Source organism: Candidatus Binatia bacterium (assembly GCA_036504975.1).
Taxonomy (GTDB): Bacteria; Desulfobacterota; Binatia; order UBA9968; family UBA9968; genus JAJPJQ01.
Genome location: DASXUF010000202.1, coordinates 1 through 21,030, shown reverse-complemented (window position 1 = coordinate 21,030; position 21,030 = coordinate 1). Strand labels below are relative to the sequence as shown.

Sequence of the window (21,030 nt, the reverse complement as noted above, 5' to 3'; positions counted from 1 at the left end):
GCGAGGATGGCGGAACTGGTAGACGCGCTAGTTTGAGGGGCTAGTGCCAGAAATGGCGTAGGGGTTCAAATCCCCTTCCTCGCACCATATCCTCGCTTCGCGAGGAATCGTTCGACTGAGCTCACGACGAAGTCTCAAATCGCAAATTTCAGATTTCAGATTCGGTTCCTACCGACGGCTCACGCGACAGGCCTGGACAGCGTCTCGTTGACAAAGCGGCTCTCACTGTGTCTGTAATCGGCTGAACATGGAGCGGCGCGCGCTTTTTCCTCGAGTGATGATGGCCATCGACGCCGTCGTCGTGGCGGCGGCCTTCGTGCTGTCGTACTATCTGCGAAAGCTTCTGCCCAAAAGTCTAGGCCTGCTCGGGCTCGGGCCCATCGATCATTATCTCTGGATACTCCTCGCGACGATTCCTCTCTGGTGGCTGCTGCTTTTTCTCGGCGGCGCCTACCGGCCCAAGGTCGAAAGTCCCGCGGCCATCGTCCGGCTCGCGCTCAAGGTCGGCGCCGCCGGTCTTCTCGTTCTCTCGCTTCTTTTGTTCCTCATCAAATTCGAAACCTTCAACCGCAGCCTGCTCGTTCTTTTCGTCGTCGTCGAGACCGGCATGCTCATCGTCACGCGAATGGCGGTATCGTCATGGCTGGCGCTGCGCCGGCGCGCGGGAAAATCGACGCGCCACGCGCTGATCGTCACCGCCGACGGGCCCGATGCGCGGCGCCAGACCGCGCTCTTGCTCGACGGCATGCGGCGCAACCACGAGGAAGGCGTCGTGCCAATAGGCTATCTAACCTTGGGAAGCGCCGCGCCGGCGGCGTCCACCGGCGGCTTGCCGATCCGGGGGACGGTGGAGGAACTCCCGGACCTGCTCCATCAAGAGGTCGTGGACGAAGTTTACTTCGTGCTGCCTCCTTCCATGCTGGAGCAGGTCAGCGACTATCTGAAGGTCTGCGAAGAGATGGGCGTCGAGGGAAAAGTGCTGGCCCAGCTCTACCGGCCGGCGCTGGCGCGGCCCTACCTGGAAGAATCATTCGACCTTCCCTTTTTTTCTTTTTCACCGACGCCGCTCTCCGTGGGCCGGCGCTACGTCAAAGAGCTGATCGACCTCGCCGGCGCGCTGGCGTTGCTGACGCTGCTCGCGCTTCCTATGGCGCTCGCCGGCCTGCTGATATGGCTTGGCTCCGGCGGCCCCGTTCTGTTCCGGCAGGAGCGCGGCGGCCTGCACGGCCGGCGCTTCACGATGTATAAATTCCGCACGATGGTGCCGGACGCCGACCGGCTGCAAACCGCGCTGGCCGACCGCAACCAGATGTCCGGACCGGTCTTCAAGGTCGTGAACGACCCGCGCGTCACGCGCTGGGGCAAATGCTTGAGGCGCGCGAGCCTCGACGAGCTGCCGCAATTGCTGAACGTCCTCAAAGGCGACATGAGTCTGGTCGGCCCGCGGCCGCTGCCGCTGGCGGAGACGGCGCAGATCAAAGGACCGCTGCGCCGCCGCTTCTCGATGAAACCCGGCATCACCGGGCTGTGGCAGGCGAGCGGGAGAAGCGGCGTGGATTTCGCCGATTGGATGCGGCTCGATCTGGAGTACGTGGATAATTGGTCGCTCCGCCTGGACCTTAAGATTTTTTTCAAAACCATTCTCGCCGTCCTCTCCGGACGAGGGGCGCACTGAATCCGCGATCGTAAGAAGACGGACGCCTGGTTGCGCACTCGCCGCGCAATGCGCGCGGCGGGTGACACCCGCGGACGCTTGCGCGTTGGATTCCCGGAATGTTATTCAAGGACCGGCATCGCTGCCTATAGATCAAGATGGCGCCGAGGGAGATGTGGCCGAATTTTTTTATCGTGGGAGCCCCGCGGTCGGGAACGACTTCGCTTTACGAGTATTTGAGACAGGTGCCCGGGATTTACATGTCTCCCGTCAAGGAGCCGCGCTATTTCGACGCGTTCGACCACTTCGCGCCCTTCGCACCGAAACCGATTCGCAGCAAGGCGAAATATCTCCGCCTCTTCAAGAACGTAAGAGGGGAAGCCCTGGTGGGGGAAGCCAGCCCGTCCTATCTGATGGATCTCGAAGCGCCGCGGCGGATTCACTCGGTCGCGCCTCACGCCCGCATCATCATGATCCTGCGCGATCCGGTCGAGCAGATCTACTCGGCCTATTTGCAGCACCGACGCTCGGGCTTTCAGCGGTTGCCTTTCCATGAAGCCGTCAAGCTCGATCTGTATCTTAAGCCGGCCTTTTATACGCAGTCGGTCAAAAGATATTTCGAAATATTCGGCGCCGACCGTGTCAAGATCCTTATCTTCGAGGAATTCATCCGCGACACGCCGGGCGCCGTGCGCGAGATTTTGCAATTTCTCGGCGTGAAGGCCGAACCGCCCGCGTCGGCGGGCGAAATCCACAACTCCTTCGGGGTGCACCGCTGGCGTTGGTCGCGGCTCGCGACCCAGAACCGGCTCGCGCGCAACGCGGCGCGGCGCTTTCTTCCCGACCGCTGGAGACGCCGGGTGTTGGAGAAAATTTTCTACCAAAAAACGGTCAAGCCGCCGATGCCCGAGGAAGGAAGAAATTTTCTCGAGAGAGTCTATCGCGACGACGTCGCCGGGCTGGAAAAATTCCTCGGACGTCCGTTGCCGTGGTTTCACGCGAAAAGCCGATCGGCCAGGGCATGAATCTCCCGTTCATCGACATCGTCGTTCCGACCTTCAACCGCGTCGCCATGCTCGATGGAGTCGTCTCGTCGCTGCTCCATCAGACCTATCCCGCCGAGCGCTATCTCATTATCGTCGTGGACGACGGCTCCTCGGACGGGACCTGGACGGCGCTCAAAGAGTTGGCGCGCCGCCACGTCAATGTCCGGGCGCTCAACATCGCTCATGCCGGCTCCTATGCGGCGCGCAATCGCGGCTGGCGCGAGGGAGAAGGGGAAATCGTCGCCTTCACGGATGACGACTGTCTGGCCGACCGCGATTGGCTTCTCTCCATCGCGCGCTCCTTGGCAGCTCATCCGACGGCCTTGGGGGTTCAAGGAAAGACGGTCACCTTGCCCCATCTGGTCACGCCTCTGACGCACCAGGTCGTGGTCAACGGTCCCAACACGATTTACCACACCTGCAACGTCGCCTATCGTCGCTCGGCTTTAACGGCGGTCGGAGGATTCGATGAAGAGGTCGTGCACTATTCCGGAGACACCGAGCTCGGCGTCGCCGTGTCGGCGCGCGGCCCGGTTATCTTTTGTCCCGAAGCGATCGTGGTTCATCCGCCGCGGCCGAGAGCCTTTCTCAACCGAAAGGAATGGGGGGACCGGCTGGAGGAAGCGCTCAGGCTCTACTGCCGCTATCCGGAATTCTACCGGCGCAACCGGGGCCCGCATTTCCTGCTGGTCGTAGTGCTCCGTTGGGTTTTCGGCTCGACGATCAAACAAACGGCGACGCACCTCCGCTGGCTCATGCGGGATCCGGCGCTCTATCTCAAGTTCCTGGCCCGGCTCATTAATGAGCGAGCGGTTCTTCTGACCATGCTGCCGAGGTTCTGGCGCGAACACCGTGGATGGGTCAAAACGCTGAAGAGCGGCCGCGAATGAGCAGTCCTTCGGAGAAACCCGCGACCGAAGCCGCTCAATTCCTCGGCGTCAGAGTCCACCCTCTTACCGCGGACCAACTGCAAGCCGCCATCGCCGAGGCGGTGGAAAAAAATCGCCGCTGGATCATTGCGAATCACAACCTGCACAGCGTCTATCTCTATCACCACGACGCCGCGGTGCGCTCCTTTTATGCCCGCGCCGATCTCGTTCACATCGACGGCATGAGCCTCGTGCTTTTCGGCAAGCTGTTGGGCTTGCGCTTGAGCCGCCGGAACCGGCTCACGCCGCTCGATTGGGTGCGCCCGTTGATGGCCGAGGCCGCGCGGCGCGGCTGGCGGATTTTTTACCTGGGCTCGGCCCCGGCGATCGCCGCCCGAGGCGCGGAAATCTTGCGGCGGGAATTTCCCGGACTGTTGCTCGACGCCGCCGGGGGCTATTTCGACGCGCGCGCGGACGGCGCGGAAAACCACAACGTCGTCGCCGGGATCAATCGCTGCCGGCCTAACTTATTGCTGGTCGGGATGGGCATGCCGCGGCAGGAACATTGGATTCTGGAAAACGCGGGACGTGTGGACGCCAACGCCATTTTTAACGTCGGCGCGCTGATGGATTATATCGCCGGAGCGGTTCCCACGCCGCCGCGCTGGCTCGGCCCGCTGGGATTGGAATGGTTGTTTCGTCTGGCCAGCCGGCCCGCCCATCTATGGAAGCGCTATCTGGTCGAGCCCTGGTTCGTCTGCGGATTATTTCTGACCGAGCGCGCGGCCCGGGGGCGCGCGGCCGGCGAATAGGCAGGTCGAGAGATCTCGTGACGCCGCTGCGCATCGGTTATTACTTTTGTCTTCCCGTCGCCATGGGCGGAGTGGAAAGGCACGTCCTCGCCTTGATCGACCATTTTCGCAGCAGCCATCACATCACCGTCTTCTGCGACGCGGCGGAAGCAGCGCACCCCTTCCGCGCGGAGTTGAGCGCGCGCGGGCTGGAACCGCGGCTGATCCGACTCGCCGGCAAAGATTGGCGCGGAGTGGCGCGGCCGCTGGCGAAAAATGTTCCCGAGATTTTTCGCGCGCTGGGCGCGCTCGCGCCGGCGCGGCTCGACGTGCTTCACCTGCACGCCGGACGGTTGGGACTCGCCTATGCGCCCATCGCCGCCGCTTGCGCGGCGGGCATTCCGCGCCGCGTTCTCACCGTCCATAATACGCTCCTCCAGCGCTCCCGACTGCAGCGATTCTTCGAGGACCGGGCGCTCCGCCGCTTGAGCCGCATCATCGCGATCTCGGATGAAGTTAGAGACGACCTGGCGCGAAAAAAAACCGGCGCGCGGGAAAAAATCATCGTCATCCCGAACGGCATCGACGCGGCGGAGTTTCAAGGTTCCGACAGCGAACGGCGCGACGCCACGGCGGCGCTGGGAGTGCCGGAGGGGAGCGCCGTGGTCGGGATGGTCGGGCGCCTGCACGCGATGAAGGGAGCCGATCTCTTGATCCGCGCGGCGGCGCTGATCCGCGCCGGAGCGCCGCAACTGAGAGTCGCCTTGATCGGCGCTGGACCGGAGGAAGCGGCGCTCAAGAAACTCGCGGAGGAGCTGAAAGTCTCCGACATCGTGGTTTTCGCCGGCTATCGAAGGGACGCGCGGCGATTGATGCATGCCTTCGATGTGTTGGCGATGCCTTCTCGACAGGACGCTCAACCGTTTTCTCTCCTCGAGGCCATGGCCTGCGGCAAGCCGGCCGTCGGAGCGAACGTCGGAGGAATTCCCGGCATGCTCGTTGACGGCGTCACGGGCTTTCTCTTCCCTGCCGGCGATTTCACCGCCCTCGCCGCGGCGCTCGCGGAGCTGCTCGGCGACCCGGAGAAAAGACAAGCGATGGGACGCGCCGGCAGGCGGCGGGTCGAGAGCCATTTTTCCCAGGCCGCGATGTTGGAGCAAACCGAGGCGCTCTACCGGAGGCCCGCGACATGAGGCCGCGGGACCGGAGAAATCTCATCGATCCGGCGGAACTCCAGAGGCTGTCGCTTGCGGCGCGGCGGCTGGCGCTCCGGGCGGGCTACTCCACCGGCGTTTTGCACGCGCTGAACCGTCTTCGTCCTGCCAAGCATCGCGGGCTCCTCATCCTCGTGTACCATAGCGTCGGCGCCAACGATTTGCTCCACCGCGGGCTGCGCGTTTCCGCAAGCCATTTTTCCCGCCAATTGGATTACGCAACCCGCCATTTCGAGATTTTGTCTCTGGAGCGCGCCGTCGAGATGATGCAGCGCGGCGAGCCGCTGCCGGAAAATGCCGCCGCTCTCACCTTCGACGACGGCTTTCGCGACAACTACGAGGCGGCGTTTCCCCTGCTGAAAAAGCACGGCTGCCCGGCGACCGTATTCGTCGCCACCGAGCCGCTCACGAAGAGGACGTCGCTGTGGAATTACAAGCTGCTTTTCTGGATCAAGAATTCCCCGGCATCCCGGCTGGAATTTTCTCCCGGGGAATTGCCGGGGAGCGACCGAATCGTTTTCAGTTTGAGGACCAAACGGCGGCGGCGCAGGGCGCTCTATGCGATCGAGGCGGCCCTCAGCCGCGTCGCTCCGCGGGAGCGCGAGCGGCTGCTCGGCGGGATCGCGGAAAAATTGGGCCTCGCGCTTGGTGATGACCCGTTCGAAGAACTGCCGATGCTTACGTGGGAGCAACTGCGGGAAATGGCGGAGGGCGGCGTGAGCATAGGCAGTCACACGTTGAGCCATCCCGCGCTGCCGGCGTTGAGCCGCGATGATGCACGACGCGAGATCGCGGAGTCCAAAGCCGTCCTGGAAGCGGAGCTCAAGCGCCCGGTCAAGCTCTTCGCTTATCCGTTCGGCGGCTTCGAACATTTCAGCCCGGAAATCCAGGATCTTCTGAGCGCAGCCGGCTATCAGGCGGCGTGCACGACGATCGAGGGAATCAATCCACCGGGAGCAAACCCGCTGGCGCTCAAGCGCGTCGCCGTTCAGGACGACCCGCCCGCGGTCTTTGCATTCAAGCTGTCGCGCTTTATCTAAACAACGGGGAATGAAGCGTTACTTGCGGGCTTGAGATTTTTGCGCTTTCGGGAGCGAAGCTTCCGGCGTCTCGAAACCGTACGCTTGCCACTTCTTCAGGACTTTCGCGCGGATTTCCTCCGGCCAAAGATTTTCAAAGCTCGCCTTGACCGGTATCGACTCCGCCGGCCAATCCTTCGGCCAGGTGCAATCTAAGATCACACCCGCCGCGTCGCCGATGAGGCGCTCTTTCGGCGGCAAAAACGGCAGCAGAACGGGAAAGCCGGGAATGTGGTTGACCGGATGGATGCCGTTCACCGGATGGCACTTCGTCGCGATGGCGTGCAGCACCTCGTCGGTGTTGGTCGGGTCCACGTCCGCATCCACGACGACGATATAATAGGTGAAGAGGCCGGGCTTGGTGGCCCAGATCGCATGCGCGACGCGCCGGGCGAAGTTGATGAAAGGCACCTCGGTCGAGACCACCGCCATGTGGCTCACGGCGAACGGCGGAAAATAAACTCCCTTGACGGGAAGGCCGAGCTTTTTAAGCTCCGAGTAAACCTCCGCGCCTTTGATCAATGCGGTCACGATCTGCGATTCGTGAATCGGCATTCCCATGTTGGAGAAAGGCAGTATGGGGTCGTTGCGGTAGGTAATCGCGTTGACGCGAAAGACCGGCTTGGGCGAAGACTTGCCCGCTTCGTAGCCCATGTATTCGCCGAAAGGCCCCTCGTTCTTGCGCTCGTGCGGGAGCACTTCGCCTTCGAGGACGATCTCGGCGCCGGCGGGAACTTCCAGGTCCATCGTCTCGCACTTGACCAGTTGCATCGGCTCGCCCTGAAGGGCGCCGGCAATATCGGCCTCGTTGACGTAAGGCGGAAGCTGGACGCAGCTCACGATCGGCGCGACCGGCTGCGCGCCGATCGCGACGGCCGCGGGCATCGGTTTATTTTTCGCTTCGTATTTTTGATACATCTGGCCGATGTGCTGCTGCAGCGGAAAGAGGCAGCCTAAGCTGTTCCGATCGTGGATCATCAGCCGATACATCCCCCAATTCACCCACGAGCTGTCGGGGTCCTTGGTGATGACGGCATGCCACGTGCCGATGTAGCGTCCGCCGTCGCCGCCGTGGATCAGCGGCGCGGGAAACTTCAGCAGATCGACATCTTTGCCGAGAAGAATATTTTCCTTGCACGGGCCGCTCTTCACCGTGACGGGCTTGATCGGCTTCTCTTTGCGCTCGAGGTAATATTCCATGATCTGCTGCGGCGTCGCGTCGGGCGAAAGCCCGAAGGCGAGAGCGATGCGCGCGTAGAGTGAATGGCCGGGAATTCGGCTCGGCCCTAGAGACGCGCCGAGGGCGCGAAACCCTTTGGGATGATCTTTCACCTTTTCGAAGAGCGCCGCCGGCGCGCCGATGTCGTAGCAATGGCGGATGATCGCGCCCATTTCCAGGTTCCAGTCGACTTCTTCGCGGACGCGCGTCAGCTCGCCGTGCGACTCGAGCAGCTTGACGAAGTCTCTCAAATCTTTCATCGCCATATCGCAAGTTTGTGACAGAACGGGTTTCCCTTGTCAAACAATTTTCGATTTTGATTTCACCACAGAGGCGCGGAGAACGCGCCCTTCGACTAGGCTCAGGATGCGCGGCGACAAAGAGTTCCGTTCGTGGTGATCCCTCGACAAGCTCGGGACTAAAGGCGCGGTCGAGGGAGCCTGCCCTGAGCGAAGCCGAAGGGTCGAACCATGCGACCTCTGTGTCTCCGCGGTGAATGAAAAGATCCTGGACAAACGTGCACGCCTGGATTAAAAATGGCCTCAAACCGAAGAGGGGTATTTTATGGCTGAGACAATCAGGCGCGGGGGCGAATCGGGCGGCTATCTGGGTCCCGGAACGAAAGTGAGCGGCCGGCTTTTATTCGAGGGGCCGACGACGATCGAAGGAGAGATCGACGGCGAAGTCCTGGTCCACGGCAACGTGACGATCGGGGAAAACGCCGTAATCAAGGGAAAAATCAGCGCGACTTCCGCCGTGATCCGCGGCAAAGTGACCGCCGACATTCAAGCGGATAAGAGGATCGAGATTCAGCCGCCGGGAACCGTCATCGGCGATATTTTCACCGAGAGTCTCGTGATCGGCGACGGCGCGATTCTCGAAGGCCATTGCAACATGAGAAAAGAAAAGGAAGGAAAAGTTCTGCCGCTGCTGCGCCAGGACGCCGGCGGACGGAAGTCTGAAGAGTCTTAGATCTGCCCTCAAGAAAGTATTCTTTGCGCTCTTGGCGTCTTGGCGCGACAAACACCCAAAATGAAAACAGTTTCGGATTTCGGGCTTCGAATCGAATTTCAGATGACTCGCGCAAAGCCGCAAAGGCTGCCAAGGTAAAGAGTTGAGGCCGGAGTTGGGGGTGAATATTGCGGTCTAATTCAGCTCTCCACGAATAACGGCACGATCTTCCGGTCCTTGGCTGAAATCAAACCACGCGCCGTGATCCTAAGAGCGGGCAACGTCACGAAAGTGAGAAACGAGAGCGCATAGATCGGCTTTGCAAACGGCGCGCCGCGCTCGCGCAAGCAACGATTGATGCGTTCGAGCTTTTCTCCCATCTCGCGCCACGGCGCGAACGAAAAAATCCCTCCCACCGGAAACTCGATTTTTTCCAGGACTTCGCCGCGATCGACGACGGCGATTCCCCCGCCGGCTTCGAGCAGCACTTGGGCGCAAAGCGCCATGTCCTCGTCGTTGCCGCCGGCGACGAGCAGCGTGTTTTCGTCGAGATTCGTCGTCATGCCGACGGCGCCGCCGGGAGCGCCGAAGCCTTTGAGAAATCCGTGAGCCACTCCGCCCGTCGGCTTGTGGCGCTCGAACACGGCGACTTTAAGCAAATCGCGGCTCGGATCGGCTTCGAGAACGCCTCGCGGCGCGGCGACTTCAAGAATCTTTTCGGCGGTGATCGTCTGGCCTATCAGTTCCATAACGCGAATCTTCGCGCGCGGCGAAGGGCAGCGGATTTGAAACGATGCCGCCGACACCTTCGACCCGATGCGCAAGCAGTGAATCGTCTCTTCCGGCCACGCGATCGGCGCGCCGCGAACCAGAGACTCGCCTTTTTTCGCGAGCACTTTCCCACCGACCATCGTCGAGTGGACGCGCACGTCGCTCAAATTTTCTTCGAGAAAAACGAGATCGGCATGGCGGCCGGGAGCGATGCCGCCGATCTCCTGCTCCAGGCCCGAATAGGTCGCCGGATTCAATGTCACGGCTTGAATCGCCTGCAATGGAGAGAGGCCAAGTTCGATCGCGCGGCGAACGACAAAATCCATGTGGCCGTCCGTAAGAACATCGTCAGGAGACATTCCGTCGGTGACGAGAATGAGGCGCTGTGTGCTCAGGCCGCGGGAAACGACCGTTTTCAACGTGCCTTCCAGGTCGCGGCGGAAGGAGCCTTCGCGCAGCATGGTCCAGTAGCCGGAGCGGAGTCTTTGCAGAACGTCTTGCTCGTTGATCGGCTCGTGACACGAAGAAATGCCCGCCGCGGCGATGGCGGAAAGTTTTTGGTCGCGCGCGCCGGCGGTGTGGCCGTGGATGATCTTTCCCCGCGCGTGCGCCATCTCGATTCTCGCCAGAAGCTCCTCGTCCCCTTGGAGCAGCCGAAGCCAGGAGACGATCTCGCCTAATCCAATGACGCGCGGATCGTCCAGCCCTTCGGCGACTTCGGCTTGCGTCAGAGTTTTCGTGCTGCATAGAAGCGGATCCTGGGGCGCGACCATGGAGAGGACAGTGTAGACGCGGAGCGGGTGCGTCTCCACTTCGTCGAGAAAAAGCTTCACGCCCTTGAAGCCGAAGACCGTCGCCTGCTCGTCGCACGAGGCGACCAGGGCCGTGGTTCCATGGAGAAGATAGGCTTGGAGGTACTCATACGGCCGGCAAAAATGGCCGATGTGCGTGTGCGCGTCGATAAAACCCGGAGCGACGTAGAGCCCGCGCGCGTCGATGATTTCGGTATTTTCCCCGCGCGCGTGCGCCGCGCTCGGTCCGACGTGGCAGATTCTGCCGTCGAGCACGGCGATCTCCATCCCGTCTAATATTTCTCCGGAATAAACATTGACGAGCTTCCCGCCGGTGACGATCAGATCCGCCTTGATCTCCCCCAGCGCGCCGCGCATGAGCCGCTCGATCTCTACTTTGGACCGCGCCATGGCAATCGTTTAACACACCGCAGGCTGATTTACCAAAAAGAGACGCAGTGATAACCAGATCGGTTCAGAGGACGAAAATTTTCTTGCTAGTGTAGTGTCTCAAAAGTCCCTTGACTTATCGTTCCTGGTGAGTTCGTCGAACCATGAACGAAAGTTGTTGAAAACGGTCCGCCCTTCGACAAGCTCAGGGCGAACGGAATTGTAAAGAAGCGTTAGGGACACTACACTAGGGTACCGAAATCGCAATAAGATCAGCGTAGCTTCGAAAAGTCGGTACCGGTACTATCCTTACACTAGTTTGATCCATATAGATCAACATCTTTGATAGTTAGACCACGTGTGAGAGTGACATGAGTTACGTAGAGGAAATTTCCAGGCTTCTCACCGATCACCTCGCAGGGTGGACCCTAGTGACTCTCAGCACCTTGCTCGCCGTTGGCGTGCTCATATGGATCTTCAAGGCATTCGTTTTACAGATCAGCCCGAGATTAGGTTTGTGGATCATTTTGTGGATCATCAGGGGATTAGCTTACCTTACTTGGAAGATGCGGGGATTAGGGTTGGGGTTTGATTTGGAGTTTGGTAAAACGGCATCACAACTGGATCTCGACTTGCAGTACCTCACCACAGTAACTGCTCCCGCGATGGCCGACTATAAGCCGGAACTCGGGTACACTCCTATTCATGTCCTGTATGCCACCGACCGAGCCGCCGCTGACGACTTACAAGATTTCTACACCTCTGCGCGCGGCGACCTTAGTTTTGGACTTGCAACAGTTAGCATTCCGCGACGTCACCGACCCGGTCATCTCGAGCGCCCTAGTTTACTCCGCTTCCAGATCCGAGAAGACCCGCAGAAGCATATCTCAATAATCGATGTTGCTGAAATGACGTCCGATCAGTGGCTATCGGTTCTGCGTCACTCGCTTCCAAACGATGAGACGCGCTCCATCCTGCTTTTTGTCCATGGATACAATGTCGCCTTCAGCGAGGCAGTGAGACGTACTGCGCAGCTCGCTTATGATCTTGCTTTCGCGGGTATCCCTGTGCTCTATAGCTGGCCGTCATCCGGCACCATTAAGGGCTACACGGCTGATGAGGCTACCATCGATTGGACGGCCTGTAATCTTGAGAAGGTTCTTCAACTAATCGCGAGTTCCGGACTAGACGAGATCAACGCTGTAGCACACAGCATGGGAAACCGTGCCCTCACAACCGCCATTAGCCGGTTCGCCGAACGAAACGAACCAATACATTTCAATCAAATGGTACTCGCTGCCCCAGACATTGATGCAAAGCTCTTCTTGGATTACCTTGCTCCTCGTCTCGTAGAGTTGTCACGGCGTTGCAGCCTTTATGCCTCATCTGGAGACCAAGCCCTTGCCCTCTCCCAAACAGTCCATGCATTTCCTCGCGCTGGCGAGGGCGAGCCTAATCTCGTCCTCGCAGGCGGGATCGACACCATCGATGCATCGCCCGTTGACATGGACCTACTCGGTCATGGTTACTTCGCCGAGAACAAGCAAGTGATCGACGATCTCTTTATGCTCATTCGTCATGGGCTGTCGCCAGACGACCGTAACCTGCACAGGCGAAATAAAGGCGGTGTCGCATATTGGTTATTCCCGTAGCTGCGCTTGCCTCCAGTAGGATACCACCCAGGGAGATAACCCAAGTAGATGATGCCGAATCGGGAGCAGCTCAAACCGTCCGTCGTTTTCCATTGCCCCGACGTCGAAGAGACTTGCAAGCGACCCGAATCTCTCGGCGTGCGAATCACCTCCGGCCGAAGGCGATGGCGTGGGGCACATTCGCAATGTTCGCCGACATCGACGGCAACGAGCTAGGACTCACATTTCAGGGGCTCTCCTAGCACGGTATCGCAGTCCAAAACCATCGACACAGTCGGACTATTCATTGATATTCGATTGTGTAGACCGTTGGCCATTCCTTGCTGTATAAGAGTAGGCGTACTAGGATTACTCGTTCGGAGATGACTTCAGCTTTGGATACTGATCGCCTCGCCCGTGACAAGTAACCGTAGGGCGATAGGCGGAGGGATCTCATGGCTCGCATCACAATCATTGATGACGACTTCTCAATAGAAATTCTCGCCGAGAATCTTCGCTATTTTGGGCACGATGTTAGCCGCATAGCCTCAGCTAAAGACGCTCTGAATGCTCTCGACTCGATCGTATCCTCTGATCTTCTGGTGCTAGACATTATCATGGAGCGCCCGCCCGATATGCCTGGTGGTGACGTGAGTGGAGGAAGGACCACCGGCATGAGCATTTTTGAGCGTATCCGCCAGAAACGTTCGGATCTTCCAATATTAGCCTACTCTGCCACATCGGATCGTGACGTGATCAACGCCCTAGGAAACGACCGATACACACGATTCCTTTCAAAGTGGTCCACCCCCAGCCTTAAAGAAATTATTGCCGAGATAGAAAATATCCTCGGCTTGGATCATTTTAACCCCCTGCCAAGACCCTTTATTGTTCACGGCCACGACGAGGCAACAAAGTTGGCGGTAAAAAACTACCTCCAAAATACTCTCAATTTGCCTGAGCCCATTGTTCTGCACGAACAACCAAACCTCGGGCGTACCCTTATCGAGAAGTTCGAATACTATGCGGCCCAATCTCAACTCGCCTTCGTTCTTTTAACACCCGATGACCGGGTGGCTCCTGCTAATACCACGGACGACGAAAAGCGACGGGCTCGCCAGAATGTTATTCTGGAACTTGGGTTTTTCCTGGGTTCTCTAGGCCGCTCATCGGGCCGAGTGTTTCTTCTGTATAAGGGACCACTCGAACTTCCGAGTGATCTGAGTGGAGTTATTTACGTGGACATAACTAACGGAATCGATGCCGCCGGCGAAGAAATTCGCAAGGAGCTCCAACATGTCCTCCGGTAACAACCGTGATAGGGATATTGTAGCTTTACAGAAAGAAAATGCTCGTCTGCAGGGTGAACTCAATCGGGTGAACCAGGAGAGAATCGAGTATCTACAGAATGTCTCGCATCAGCTTGTTGCGCCCTTGAATGCGATTAAGTGGCATATTGAGAACCTCACTGCCGGTCGGATTAGTGTAGAACGTGCCAAAAAGGTCCTCCGGTCCATTTATTCACAGTCAACCCTCGCTGTACACTTGACGAAAAATTTTGCTCTCATGTCGAACCTTGACGCCGACCATGCTCTCACGGCGCTGAGAGAACCGCTACAGCCCGTGAACCTCCATCAACTTCTTGTTAACTTGGCAGACGATTTTCAGCCTTCAGGTTGGGACAAGGGGCTTAACATATCAGTCAAAGACGACACCCTGAAGAAGGCCCCAGAGGTGCTCGCGATGAAGCCATTGATAAGTCAAGCATTCAGCAACATCATCGAAAATGCCGTTAAGTACTCAGATCGGAATTCCGACATAACGATCAACGGCTCCCACACCACAGCGGAGAATACGGTGACGGTCACGATCACGAATCGGGGAATTCCGCTCAAGAAAGACGAGGTCGAGAAGATCTTCGACCGTGGCTACCGGACAAGCGAAGCCAAAAATCTTTATCCGGCCGGGACGGGATTTGGCTTATACATTGCAAAACGTATCGTCGAGATTCATGAGGGAAAGATGATTGCGTATCCGGATCAGATGGGGAGAGCCGTATTTCGGGTGGTCCTATCCGTACGAGGACTCGAGGGAAAGGCCAGGCAGCGTGAACCAAAAAACAGTTCTACTTATCGACGATGAACAAGGCCTGCTGGAAGCTCTAGAAGACGCGCTTACTCACGAAGGGCATCGGGTCCTTAAGGCCTCAACGGGCGAAGAGGCCTTAGCGATTTTTGCCCGAGAGCACATCGACCTCGCCACCGTTGATGTTATGATGCCACCCGGCCCCTCGCTCGAAGCTGAAACGTCTAGTCAACGAACCGGTCTCTATTTGTGCCGACAAATCGTTAATTTGTATCCAAAAGTCGACCTGTTTTGTCTGAGCGTGGTAAACGATCCCGACCTGATTAGAGAAATTCAATTTTTGGGTGTTCGTTTTCTGCGCAAGGGCGAAACGCCCCTTCGCAAGGTCCTAGATATGATCAGATCGCGCCTCACCGGAGTTGCTTTCTCGACCGAGCGTGCCAGGAACAAGGGGGGATAACTTCCTATCGACCCGTGGCACCTAGCTTGAGGGGGCGACCATCTTCATCGAATTGACAACGCCACGTCTGGACGCATATGTTTTGAGACAGCGAGGGAAACTCAACATGATCATCGATTGCCATTCTCATCTGGTGCCGAAGAGCTGGTACCATCCGAAATCGCCGCCGGCGATTTTTAATATCCCGGGATTATTGGAGGAGCAGGATAAGGCGGGAGTCAACCTCACCGTTTTCGGCAACAACTGGATCCGCACGCCTCAGGGACACGATTCGTTCGACATCGTAAAAGAGTTCAACGAGTTCGCCGCCGAGACGACGGCGAAATATTCCGATCGCCTTCTCGGCCTGGCCTCGTCGGTGCCGTTCGGCGACGAGCGCATGCTGAAAGAAACCGAGCGCGCGATCAGAGATTACAAATTGAAAGGCATCATGGTCGGCTCCAGCGTGGAAGGCGAGTACCTCGATTCGCCGCGCGCCGTGCCGTTCTTCGAGCTGGTGACGGAATTGGACGTGCCGATCTTCGTCCATCCGCCGCGCGTGACGATTGGCGCCGAGAAGATGGAAATCTTCCGTCTGCCGGAAATGCTTGGGCGGCCGTTCGACACCACGCTGTCTCTCGCCCGCTTCATCCTGACCGGGGGCCTGGAGAAATTTCCCAAGCTGAAACTCGTCTGCGCCCACATGGGCGGCGCGCTGCCGATGCTGCCGGGCCGGCTCGGCTTCGGTTATGAGCTGCGCAGGGACACGAGCTTCGGCCCCTGGGAGCCGGATGTTCTGACCAAACCGCCTGCGGATTATATCAAACAACTCTTCCTCGATACCGTAAGCCTGCACACGCCCGCGGTCCTCTGCTCCGTCGAGACCGTCGGCGTCGATCACGTCGTCTTCGGCAGCGACTTCCCGCCGGTGCCGATCGCCCTCAAGAGATCCGTAGAAGTCGTCGAGGAGTTATCGCTTCCCGAAGCGGACAAACAGAAAATCCTCGGCGGCAACGCGGCGCGGCTGCTCGCCCTCGGCACCTAAGTCAGGCTGCTCAGAAAGCTCTCAGAGCCTTGTCAAATCGACCCGTGTTGACTTGGCCGGCGACAAAGCGATAATTTGGATTCGTCGCACGACAACCGGGTAACGCTTTTTTACGTCCAAATCACGAGGAGAAACCATGCCGAGAGGCCATCATGACATCGGCGGCACGATGCGCGACGCGGGGCCGATCAACCGCGCCGAACATCAGCTCGAGGATTGGGAGATCGTGGCCGACGCGGTCAACCAGGCGCTCGGCGCGAGAGGCATCAAACGCACCGACGAGCTCAGGCGCGCGCGCGAACAGATGGACTCCGAGTTGTACCGGTCGCTCAGCTACTACGAGCGCTGGATCGCGAGCATGGAGAGCATTCTGATCGAGAAGAGAATACTCACGCAGGAGGAGATCGACCGAAAGGTCGCCGAGATCGAAAAAAAGTGGGGCGAGCCGTGAGCGAGATCACCGGCCGATTCAAGCCCGGCGACCGCGTGCGCGTGCGCGCGGAGGACCGGCCATATCCGCACGCCGTGGCGCTCCGCCAGGAGGCGAAACAACGGCTTTCCTGTAATCTTCGCCACTGCATCCCAGACCGCCATGTCGATCGCGCCCACGGCCACCGAGCGCTCGCCGTGGCCGCCGGGTTTTTCGTTCGCCATCATTGCGCTCCAGATCCGGTCCGGGTCGAAGTTGTCGCCGGATTCGTTCAGGAGAGTTTGCGGCTCGGCTTCCAGCAGACGCGGCGCGAAGCGCTCGCGAATCAGCCCGCCCTGACCGTAGCGCCCGTTGGAATTGAAACCGTAGCCGACGATGCGGCGCCCATCGGGGATGATGTCCGTGACGACGGCGACGAGGCTGATCGTCATCTTGCTGAAGTCGATGTAGGCGTTACGGATCGGCGAGGAGATCGGCCGCGTGTTCTCGCGAACAGCGACGATGCGCATGCCTTAGATTAAAGCACGGAAGGCAAAATAAAAACCCTTGGCATCGGCGGCGGCCAAGGTCGGGACTTTTATCGGCCCGGCGTCGCGTACAGCTTGTCGATGAAGCCGCTCTCGTCGAGCTTTTTGATGAAGCGGGAATCGGCGATGTCTTCCACTTTCAAAGTGCCGATCTTGGGATTTTGCTGCGCCATCAGCCTTTGCGCGTTGCGCAAGCCCTCTAGGGACGGATAAGGCTTGCGGTTGAGCGTGGCGATTTGATCCTGGTAGCCCTCTTCCGCCGCCGCCTGATCGTTCATCTTCATATTCTTCATCAGACTCTTGAGCACGACCGTCTTATTCGCCGGCTGAAGGACGAACGCGAGACCTTCCACGAGCGCGGTGACGACCTTCTCCGCGGTCGCGGAATTTTTTTCGAGATAGGGCCGCGTCACGCCCAAGCCCAGGCCCGGAAAAGCCACGTTGGCCTTCAATAGATCCACCAGCAGCGGAAATCCCTTGCTGCTGAGGCCGCGGCTCGTCACCGGGTCGAGCACCGCCGCGTCGATCCTGCCGCTTTCCAAGGCGTGCCCCATGGTGACGGGATCGCCCGTCTGGAGAAAGACGATGTTGTCCCGCTTGGGTTCGAGGCCGAGCTGCTCCAGTGCCAGCATCGAGTTGAGCCAGGTCGTGCCGACGATGCTGGAAACGCCGATGCGCTTGCCGCGCAAATCCTGCGGCGTCTTGATTTGCCGGGACGCCATCAGCTTCCAGCTCACCTTTTCGGATATGGAGGTGAGCATTTTGACCTCGGTGCCCTGGGCGGCGGCGCCCAAAAAGGACACGCCGGTGGTAAAGGCGTAAGGCGTGTCGCCCGATACCATGCTCGCGACCAAGGTCGGCCCGCCGCGGATCACAATGATTTGCGCTTCCAGGCCGTGCTTCTTGAAGATTCCCTGGTCCTGCGCGAGCCAGAGACTGAGCGTGCTGGCGGTGATCGACGCGGTGCCGATCTTGACTTGTCCGGGCGCAGCCGCTCCGAACGCGAGCGCAGGGACAAGAAGAACCAAGGCGAGCGCCCATCCCGACCCGCTGGGGCGGCAAAACTTCGCGACGTTTGATCGAATCTTCGGTTGCATTGAGAGCACCTTGGTACGGTAGGAAAATTTCTGGGGATATTACACGATCTAAGCGGCCGTTGGCAAGGAAAGAAAGAGCGATTGCGGGGAAACATTTTCGCGGCGACGGGGAATTCGCCGCCGATGGCTTACACCGATTGGAACAAAGCGTTCTCGGCGTCGAATGCCGCGCGCACCTTTTTTACGGTGGCCGCCAAAGACTCGTCGTCGTCGCAGCCGAAAGCGCGCATCAGCTCCGGCGCGGGAAGCGGGGGAGCGGAAAAAAAGCCGAGGTCGGCGCGGAATGAAAGATAATCCGCCATCTCAAGAATCCCGGCAAGTTTCCCGGCTTCGCCTCCGCTCTCGTGGTGTTTGAGAACCGCGTCGCCGATTTCCGAATCGATGTTCCAGGAGTCCAACAACGTGAGCCCGATGAAAGCGTGGTCGAACGCGTAGACTTCCTTTTCCTTTTCCACCAGCGACGCCCCGCTTTTTTGCGCCTCGCCGACGATCCGCTCGAATCCAATCTGGTCGCCGTGAAAAAGGATCATCTCGCCGATGTCGTGCAGCAGGCCGGTGAGGAATGCCTGCTCGCCGTCCGGATAATTCACGCGCTCCGACAGTATGCGGCATGCCAACGCCACCGCCAAAGAGTGGGACCACAGCCTGGCCGAGACATTATTGTTGGCCATAAACAGACCCTGGGTCGCGGCGGCGATCAGGATGTAACGCAAGGCGCGCAGCCCGACCACCTGGATGGCGCCCTGCAAGCTTTTCGGCGGCGTGCGCTGGGCGTAATAAACCGAGCGCGAAATAGCCAACACGCGGGCCGCCAGCGCCGGATCGTCGGACAGCACGCGGCAAATCTCGCGGATGCTCAGGTCCGGGTCCTCGATCATGCTGAGGACCTTACTGGCGACGATCGGCAGAGGCGGAAGTTTGTACTTCTCCATCACCTCGCGGAAGTATTTCCGGATGTTTTGCTGCCCGGTCATCGCATTTGGCGTTGCCGCTGATGATTCCACAGACGCCCTCCTGATGGCATTATCGGCAAAGACAGGGGCAACTTTAGCGTAGAGATGACAAGCGGAGGCCGTGTTTGCGGATAGGCGCCACGAAGGGAAATCTATGAATGACTTTTCGCCAGTTTCCGGCGCATCCATACGACGCCAGCCACAGTGATCGCGACCCCCACGCCGAGGAAAGCATAACTTCCGACGCCGGGATTCCTGACGGCCCTCGCGAACTGGTGGGCGAAGAAATTAATCACAAGGATACCCGGCGCAAGACCCAACATCGACCCGAGCAAGTAGTGTAGAATCGGGACCTTGAAGGCGCCGGAGACGATATTGACGATCGTGAAAGGCGCTACGGGAAGAAGCCGGATCGCCGCCACCGCCATGATGCCGCTCTGGCCGATTTTTTCCTCCACGCGCCGCCACTTACGGCCGGCGATTCGCTGAACAAAGTCCTTGCCCATGAAATAACCGACGGCGTACGTCGCCGCCGCGCCCAAGAGACAGCCGGCGAAGGAATAAGCGGACCCGACAATAGGGCCGAAGACGATCGCCGTGGCGAGAATCAAGATCGTGACGGGAAACGATAACAGGCTGGCGATAAGATAGGCGGCAGGAATGATCGCGTGCCGCGCCGGATCCTTTCTGATCGAAACGGCCCAGGCGGTAATTTTGCGGATGTCGATCTGGTCGGCCAGCGGACTCCACTTCCACGCCGCCGTCATCCCCAGAAGCAGCGCCAACACCGCGACCGCCAGCCAAATCCGCATGCACCGGTTTTTTTCGGTTGTGCTTTTCTGCTTCACTCCGTCGCCTCTCGACCAGTATGGCGACCGGATCGAACGATTGACAGAGATGGAAGGGAATTTAATTGAGCGTTGAGGCGATCACAAAACGGGGATCGTTTTGCGGCAATCCGAATCCGCATCGCGCCAGGAGATACCGGTCGAATTCCTCGTCCGTGGTAAATTTGAAGCGTACCGCGCCCTTTTGATCCCATAATTCGTTCGAGGGCACCCGGCATTGGCTGGGGCAGTCCGCTTCTCCGCATTCCGCAGCCGGCGCTGCGGCCGTGACGGTCGCCGTGGTTCCGAGTCTGGGGTCGGCGCCTCGAGCATCGGCCCGGACGACTACCCCTCTTCCCGTGTAGTGGAGGCCCGCAAACTTCCGCGCCGATCGATCGGGATTAAAATCGACCGGCGCTTCTGCAAATACGCCGCCCAGAATCTCGTAGGTATCGGCATTAAACTCCACTTCTTCCCCCGTCGGCAGTTTCACGAGCGTGCGGCCGCCCAAGCCGGCGATGGCGGGAACGTAGTTCCTGGGGAAAAAATATAGGACGCTGTTCATGAGCTCGCTGAGCCTGAACTGCCGGTCGCGGGAAGGAGTCCAGTCCGAGACATAGAGATGGATATCCTGCCGCGCCCGATCGTCGAAGCGAAATTGAAAATCCCTGGAGAAAAAAAGATTCTTGTCGATATTGTGACGGGGCGGGAGTATCGGGTTGCCGCCCCGATTGGAGAATTCGAAACCGACAACCTTCCCCTGCTGGTTTTGCCGATATCTCCAGCCGGGATGGGGCGGCGCCGCCAATGTCCTCGCCAGAATGACCGTGTCGTACTTGGTTCCGGGCGAAGCAAGGTCTTTCTCCGGCACCCCGAGAAACGATTCCGGCAAGAGTTTCTTCTGAATGGCTTCGAGCGAAAGCTCACGAGCGCGCCCGCCTTCCTCGTCGCCTTGGAGGAACTCCGGCGTAATCTCCGCGACCGCGCCGGATTCCGCCGCAGGGGATTCGCTCATCTGCTCCGGGACGCGCGTTTCCGGACCCGGCGTCCGTCCGCAGCTCTGCTGCAAAGCGATCAGCGTGAAAAAAAGAAGAAATAAAGTTAGCGGATACCGCAGGCGGATCATTAAAATCCAAGAACCGAGCGCCGTCACATCAAATTAACAACAAGTATTCTCTCCCTCCAGTATGGCAAATTTCCAGCCTTAGTCCAGTCGGCTTC

General features: G+C 59.1%; 19 protein-coding genes, 1 tRNA gene and 1 pseudogene. 14 read left to right on the top strand and 7 right to left on the bottom strand.

Features of this window, described 5'->3' with window-relative positions; genetic code table 11:
- The 7 genes from VGL70_24965 to VGL70_24935 all read left to right on the top strand — a co-directional run bounded on the left by VGL70_24965 (position 1) and on the right by VGL70_24935 (position 6,614).
- Positions 1 to 87 (top strand) — tRNA-Leu (locus VGL70_24965).
- A gap of 160 nt (positions 88 to 247) precedes the next feature.
- On the top strand, positions 248 to 1,675 hold the full coding sequence (locus VGL70_24960) for a sugar transferase (GenBank protein HEY3306784.1): 1,428 nt from the start codon (positions 248 to 250) through the stop codon (positions 1,673 to 1,675).
- A 137-nt stretch (positions 1,676 to 1,812) separates the two neighbouring features.
- The gene (locus VGL70_24955) at positions 1,813 to 2,679 is read left to right on the top strand and encodes a sulfotransferase (GenBank protein ID HEY3306783.1); all 867 of its coding nucleotides are present in this window, start codon (positions 1,813 to 1,815) and stop codon (positions 2,677 to 2,679) included.
- Positions 2,643 to 3,590 (top strand): glycosyltransferase, encoded by a 948-nt coding sequence (locus VGL70_24950; GenBank protein ID HEY3306782.1) that lies wholly within the window; start codon positions 2,643 to 2,645, stop codon positions 3,588 to 3,590. The genes VGL70_24955 and VGL70_24950 overlap by 37 nt, the downstream gene beginning before the upstream one ends.
- On the top strand, positions 3,587 to 4,381 hold the full coding sequence (locus VGL70_24945; GenBank protein HEY3306781.1) for a WecB/TagA/CpsF family glycosyltransferase: 795 nt from the start codon (positions 3,587 to 3,589) through the stop codon (positions 4,379 to 4,381). The genes VGL70_24950 and VGL70_24945 overlap by 4 nt, the downstream gene beginning before the upstream one ends.
- Positions 4,382 to 4,398: 17 nt before the next feature.
- Positions 4,399 to 5,553, top strand: coding sequence for a glycosyltransferase family 4 protein (locus tag VGL70_24940; protein ID HEY3306780.1), 1,155 nt, complete (start codon positions 4,399 to 4,401; stop codon positions 5,551 to 5,553).
- Positions 5,550 to 6,614, top strand: a complete 1,065-nt coding sequence (locus VGL70_24935) for a polysaccharide deacetylase family protein (GenBank protein HEY3306779.1) — start codon at positions 5,550 to 5,552, stop codon at positions 6,612 to 6,614. Before VGL70_24940 ends, VGL70_24935 begins: the two co-directional genes overlap by 4 nt.
- 18 nt (positions 6,615 to 6,632) lie before the next feature.
- On the opposite strand, the gene VGL70_24930 is transcribed toward VGL70_24935, so the two are convergent.
- The gene (locus tag VGL70_24930) at positions 6,633 to 8,132 is read right to left on the bottom strand and encodes a UbiD family decarboxylase (GenBank protein ID HEY3306778.1); all 1,500 of its coding nucleotides are present in this window, start codon (positions 8,130 to 8,132) and stop codon (positions 6,633 to 6,635) included.
- 304 nt (positions 8,133 to 8,436) lie between these two features.
- On the opposite strand from VGL70_24930, the gene VGL70_24925 reads away from it, so the two are divergent.
- A complete protein-coding gene (locus VGL70_24925) occupies positions 8,437 to 8,844 on the top strand; it encodes a polymer-forming cytoskeletal protein (GenBank protein ID HEY3306777.1) in 408 nt (135 codons plus the stop codon).
- 179 nt (positions 8,845 to 9,023) lie between these two features.
- On the opposite strand, the gene VGL70_24920 is transcribed toward VGL70_24925, so the two are convergent.
- A complete protein-coding gene (locus tag VGL70_24920; protein HEY3306776.1) occupies positions 9,024 to 10,796 on the bottom strand; it encodes an adenine deaminase C-terminal domain-containing protein in 1,773 nt (590 codons plus the stop codon).
- 350 nt (positions 10,797 to 11,146) lie between these two features.
- On the opposite strand from VGL70_24920, the gene VGL70_24915 reads away from it, so the two are divergent.
- The 6 genes from VGL70_24915 to VGL70_24890 all read left to right on the top strand — a co-directional run bounded on the left by VGL70_24915 (position 11,147) and on the right by VGL70_24890 (position 16,426).
- Complete coding sequence (locus VGL70_24915; protein ID HEY3306775.1) at positions 11,147 to 12,427, top strand: alpha/beta hydrolase; 1,281 nt, start codon at positions 11,147 to 11,149, stop codon at positions 12,425 to 12,427.
- A gap of 434 nt (positions 12,428 to 12,861) precedes the next feature.
- Entirely contained in the window at positions 12,862 to 13,716 is an 855-nt protein-coding gene (locus tag VGL70_24910; GenBank protein ID HEY3306774.1) for a TIR domain-containing protein, read from the top strand.
- Positions 13,703 to 14,548: a HAMP domain-containing sensor histidine kinase gene (locus tag VGL70_24905; protein HEY3306773.1), complete on the top strand. Its 846-nt coding sequence runs from the start codon at positions 13,703 to 13,705 to the stop codon at positions 14,546 to 14,548. Before VGL70_24910 ends, VGL70_24905 begins: the two co-directional genes overlap by 14 nt.
- Positions 14,514 to 14,951 carry a response regulator gene (locus tag VGL70_24900; GenBank protein HEY3306772.1) on the top strand — a complete coding sequence of 146 codons (438 nt, stop codon included), beginning with the start codon at positions 14,514 to 14,516 and terminating at the stop codon, positions 14,949 to 14,951. The genes VGL70_24905 and VGL70_24900 overlap by 35 nt, the downstream gene beginning before the upstream one ends.
- A gap of 106 nt (positions 14,952 to 15,057) precedes the next feature.
- Positions 15,058 to 15,975, top strand: a complete 918-nt coding sequence (locus VGL70_24895) for an amidohydrolase family protein (GenBank protein ID HEY3306771.1) — start codon at positions 15,058 to 15,060, stop codon at positions 15,973 to 15,975.
- Positions 15,976 to 16,111: 136 nt separating this feature from the next.
- Positions 16,112 to 16,426 carry a nitrile hydratase gene (locus VGL70_24890; protein ID HEY3306770.1) on the top strand — a complete coding sequence of 105 codons (315 nt, stop codon included), beginning with the start codon at positions 16,112 to 16,114 and terminating at the stop codon, positions 16,424 to 16,426.
- 68 nt (positions 16,427 to 16,494) lie between these two features.
- Here the strand turns inward: VGL70_24890 and VGL70_24885 are convergent.
- The 5 genes and pseudogenes from VGL70_24885 to VGL70_24865 form a co-directional block, all read right to left on the bottom strand.
- Positions 16,495 to 16,914: pseudogene (locus VGL70_24885) on the bottom strand (mandelate racemase).
- Between the two features lie 68 nt (positions 16,915 to 16,982).
- Positions 16,983 to 18,029, bottom strand: coding sequence for an ABC transporter substrate-binding protein (locus VGL70_24880; protein HEY3306769.1), 1,047 nt, complete (start codon positions 18,027 to 18,029; stop codon positions 16,983 to 16,985).
- 128 nt (positions 18,030 to 18,157) lie between these two features.
- Positions 18,158 to 19,033, bottom strand: a complete 876-nt coding sequence (locus VGL70_24875; protein ID HEY3306768.1) for an HDOD domain-containing protein — start codon at positions 19,031 to 19,033, stop codon at positions 18,158 to 18,160.
- A gap of 101 nt (positions 19,034 to 19,134) precedes the next feature.
- Positions 19,135 to 19,830 carry a TVP38/TMEM64 family protein gene (locus VGL70_24870; protein HEY3306767.1) on the bottom strand — a complete coding sequence of 232 codons (696 nt, stop codon included), beginning with the start codon at positions 19,828 to 19,830 and terminating at the stop codon, positions 19,135 to 19,137.
- Positions 19,831 to 19,891: 61 nt separating this feature from the next.
- Entirely contained in the window at positions 19,892 to 20,824 is a 933-nt protein-coding gene (locus tag VGL70_24865) for a hypothetical protein (GenBank protein HEY3306766.1), read from the bottom strand.
- Positions 20,825 to 21,030: the final 206 nt, after the last annotated feature.

What these genes read in the sequence shown, in the direction of transcription:
- VGL70_24960 (HEY3306784.1), top strand. Translation starts at nt 248, where the DNA reads ATGGAGCGGCGCGCGCTTTTTCCTCGAGTGATGATGGCCATCGACGCC.
- VGL70_24955 (HEY3306783.1), top strand. Translation starts at nt 1,813, where the DNA reads ATGGCGCCGAGGGAGATGTGGCCGAATTTTTTTATCGTGGGAGCCCCG.
- VGL70_24945 (HEY3306781.1), top strand. Translation starts at nt 3,587, where the DNA reads ATGAGCAGTCCTTCGGAGAAACCCGCGACCGAAGCCGCTCAATTCCTC.
- VGL70_24935 (HEY3306779.1), top strand. Translation starts at nt 5,550, where the DNA reads ATGAGGCCGCGGGACCGGAGAAATCTCATCGATCCGGCGGAACTCCAG.
- VGL70_24930 (HEY3306778.1), bottom strand. Translation starts at nt 8,132, where the DNA reads ATGAAAGATTTGAGAGACTTCGTCAAGCTGCTCGAGTCGCACGGCGAG.
- VGL70_24925 (HEY3306777.1), top strand. Translation starts at nt 8,437, where the DNA reads ATGGCTGAGACAATCAGGCGCGGGGGCGAATCGGGCGGCTATCTGGGT.
- VGL70_24920 (HEY3306776.1), bottom strand. Translation starts at nt 10,796, where the DNA reads ATGGCGCGGTCCAAAGTAGAGATCGAGCGGCTCATGCGCGGCGCGCTG.
- VGL70_24915 (HEY3306775.1), top strand. Translation starts at nt 11,147, where the DNA reads ATGAGTTACGTAGAGGAAATTTCCAGGCTTCTCACCGATCACCTCGCA.
- VGL70_24910 (HEY3306774.1), top strand. Translation starts at nt 12,862, where the DNA reads ATGGCTCGCATCACAATCATTGATGACGACTTCTCAATAGAAATTCTC.
- VGL70_24905 (HEY3306773.1), top strand. Translation starts at nt 13,703, where the DNA reads ATGTCCTCCGGTAACAACCGTGATAGGGATATTGTAGCTTTACAGAAA.
- VGL70_24895 (HEY3306771.1), top strand. Translation starts at nt 15,058, where the DNA reads ATGATCATCGATTGCCATTCTCATCTGGTGCCGAAGAGCTGGTACCAT.
- VGL70_24890 (HEY3306770.1), top strand. Translation starts at nt 16,112, where the DNA reads ATGCCGAGAGGCCATCATGACATCGGCGGCACGATGCGCGACGCGGGG.
- VGL70_24880 (HEY3306769.1), bottom strand. Translation starts at nt 18,029, where the DNA reads ATGCAACCGAAGATTCGATCAAACGTCGCGAAGTTTTGCCGCCCCAGC.
- VGL70_24865 (HEY3306766.1), bottom strand. Translation starts at nt 20,824, where the DNA reads ATGAGCGAATCCCCTGCGGCGGAATCCGGCGCGGTCGCGGAGATTACG.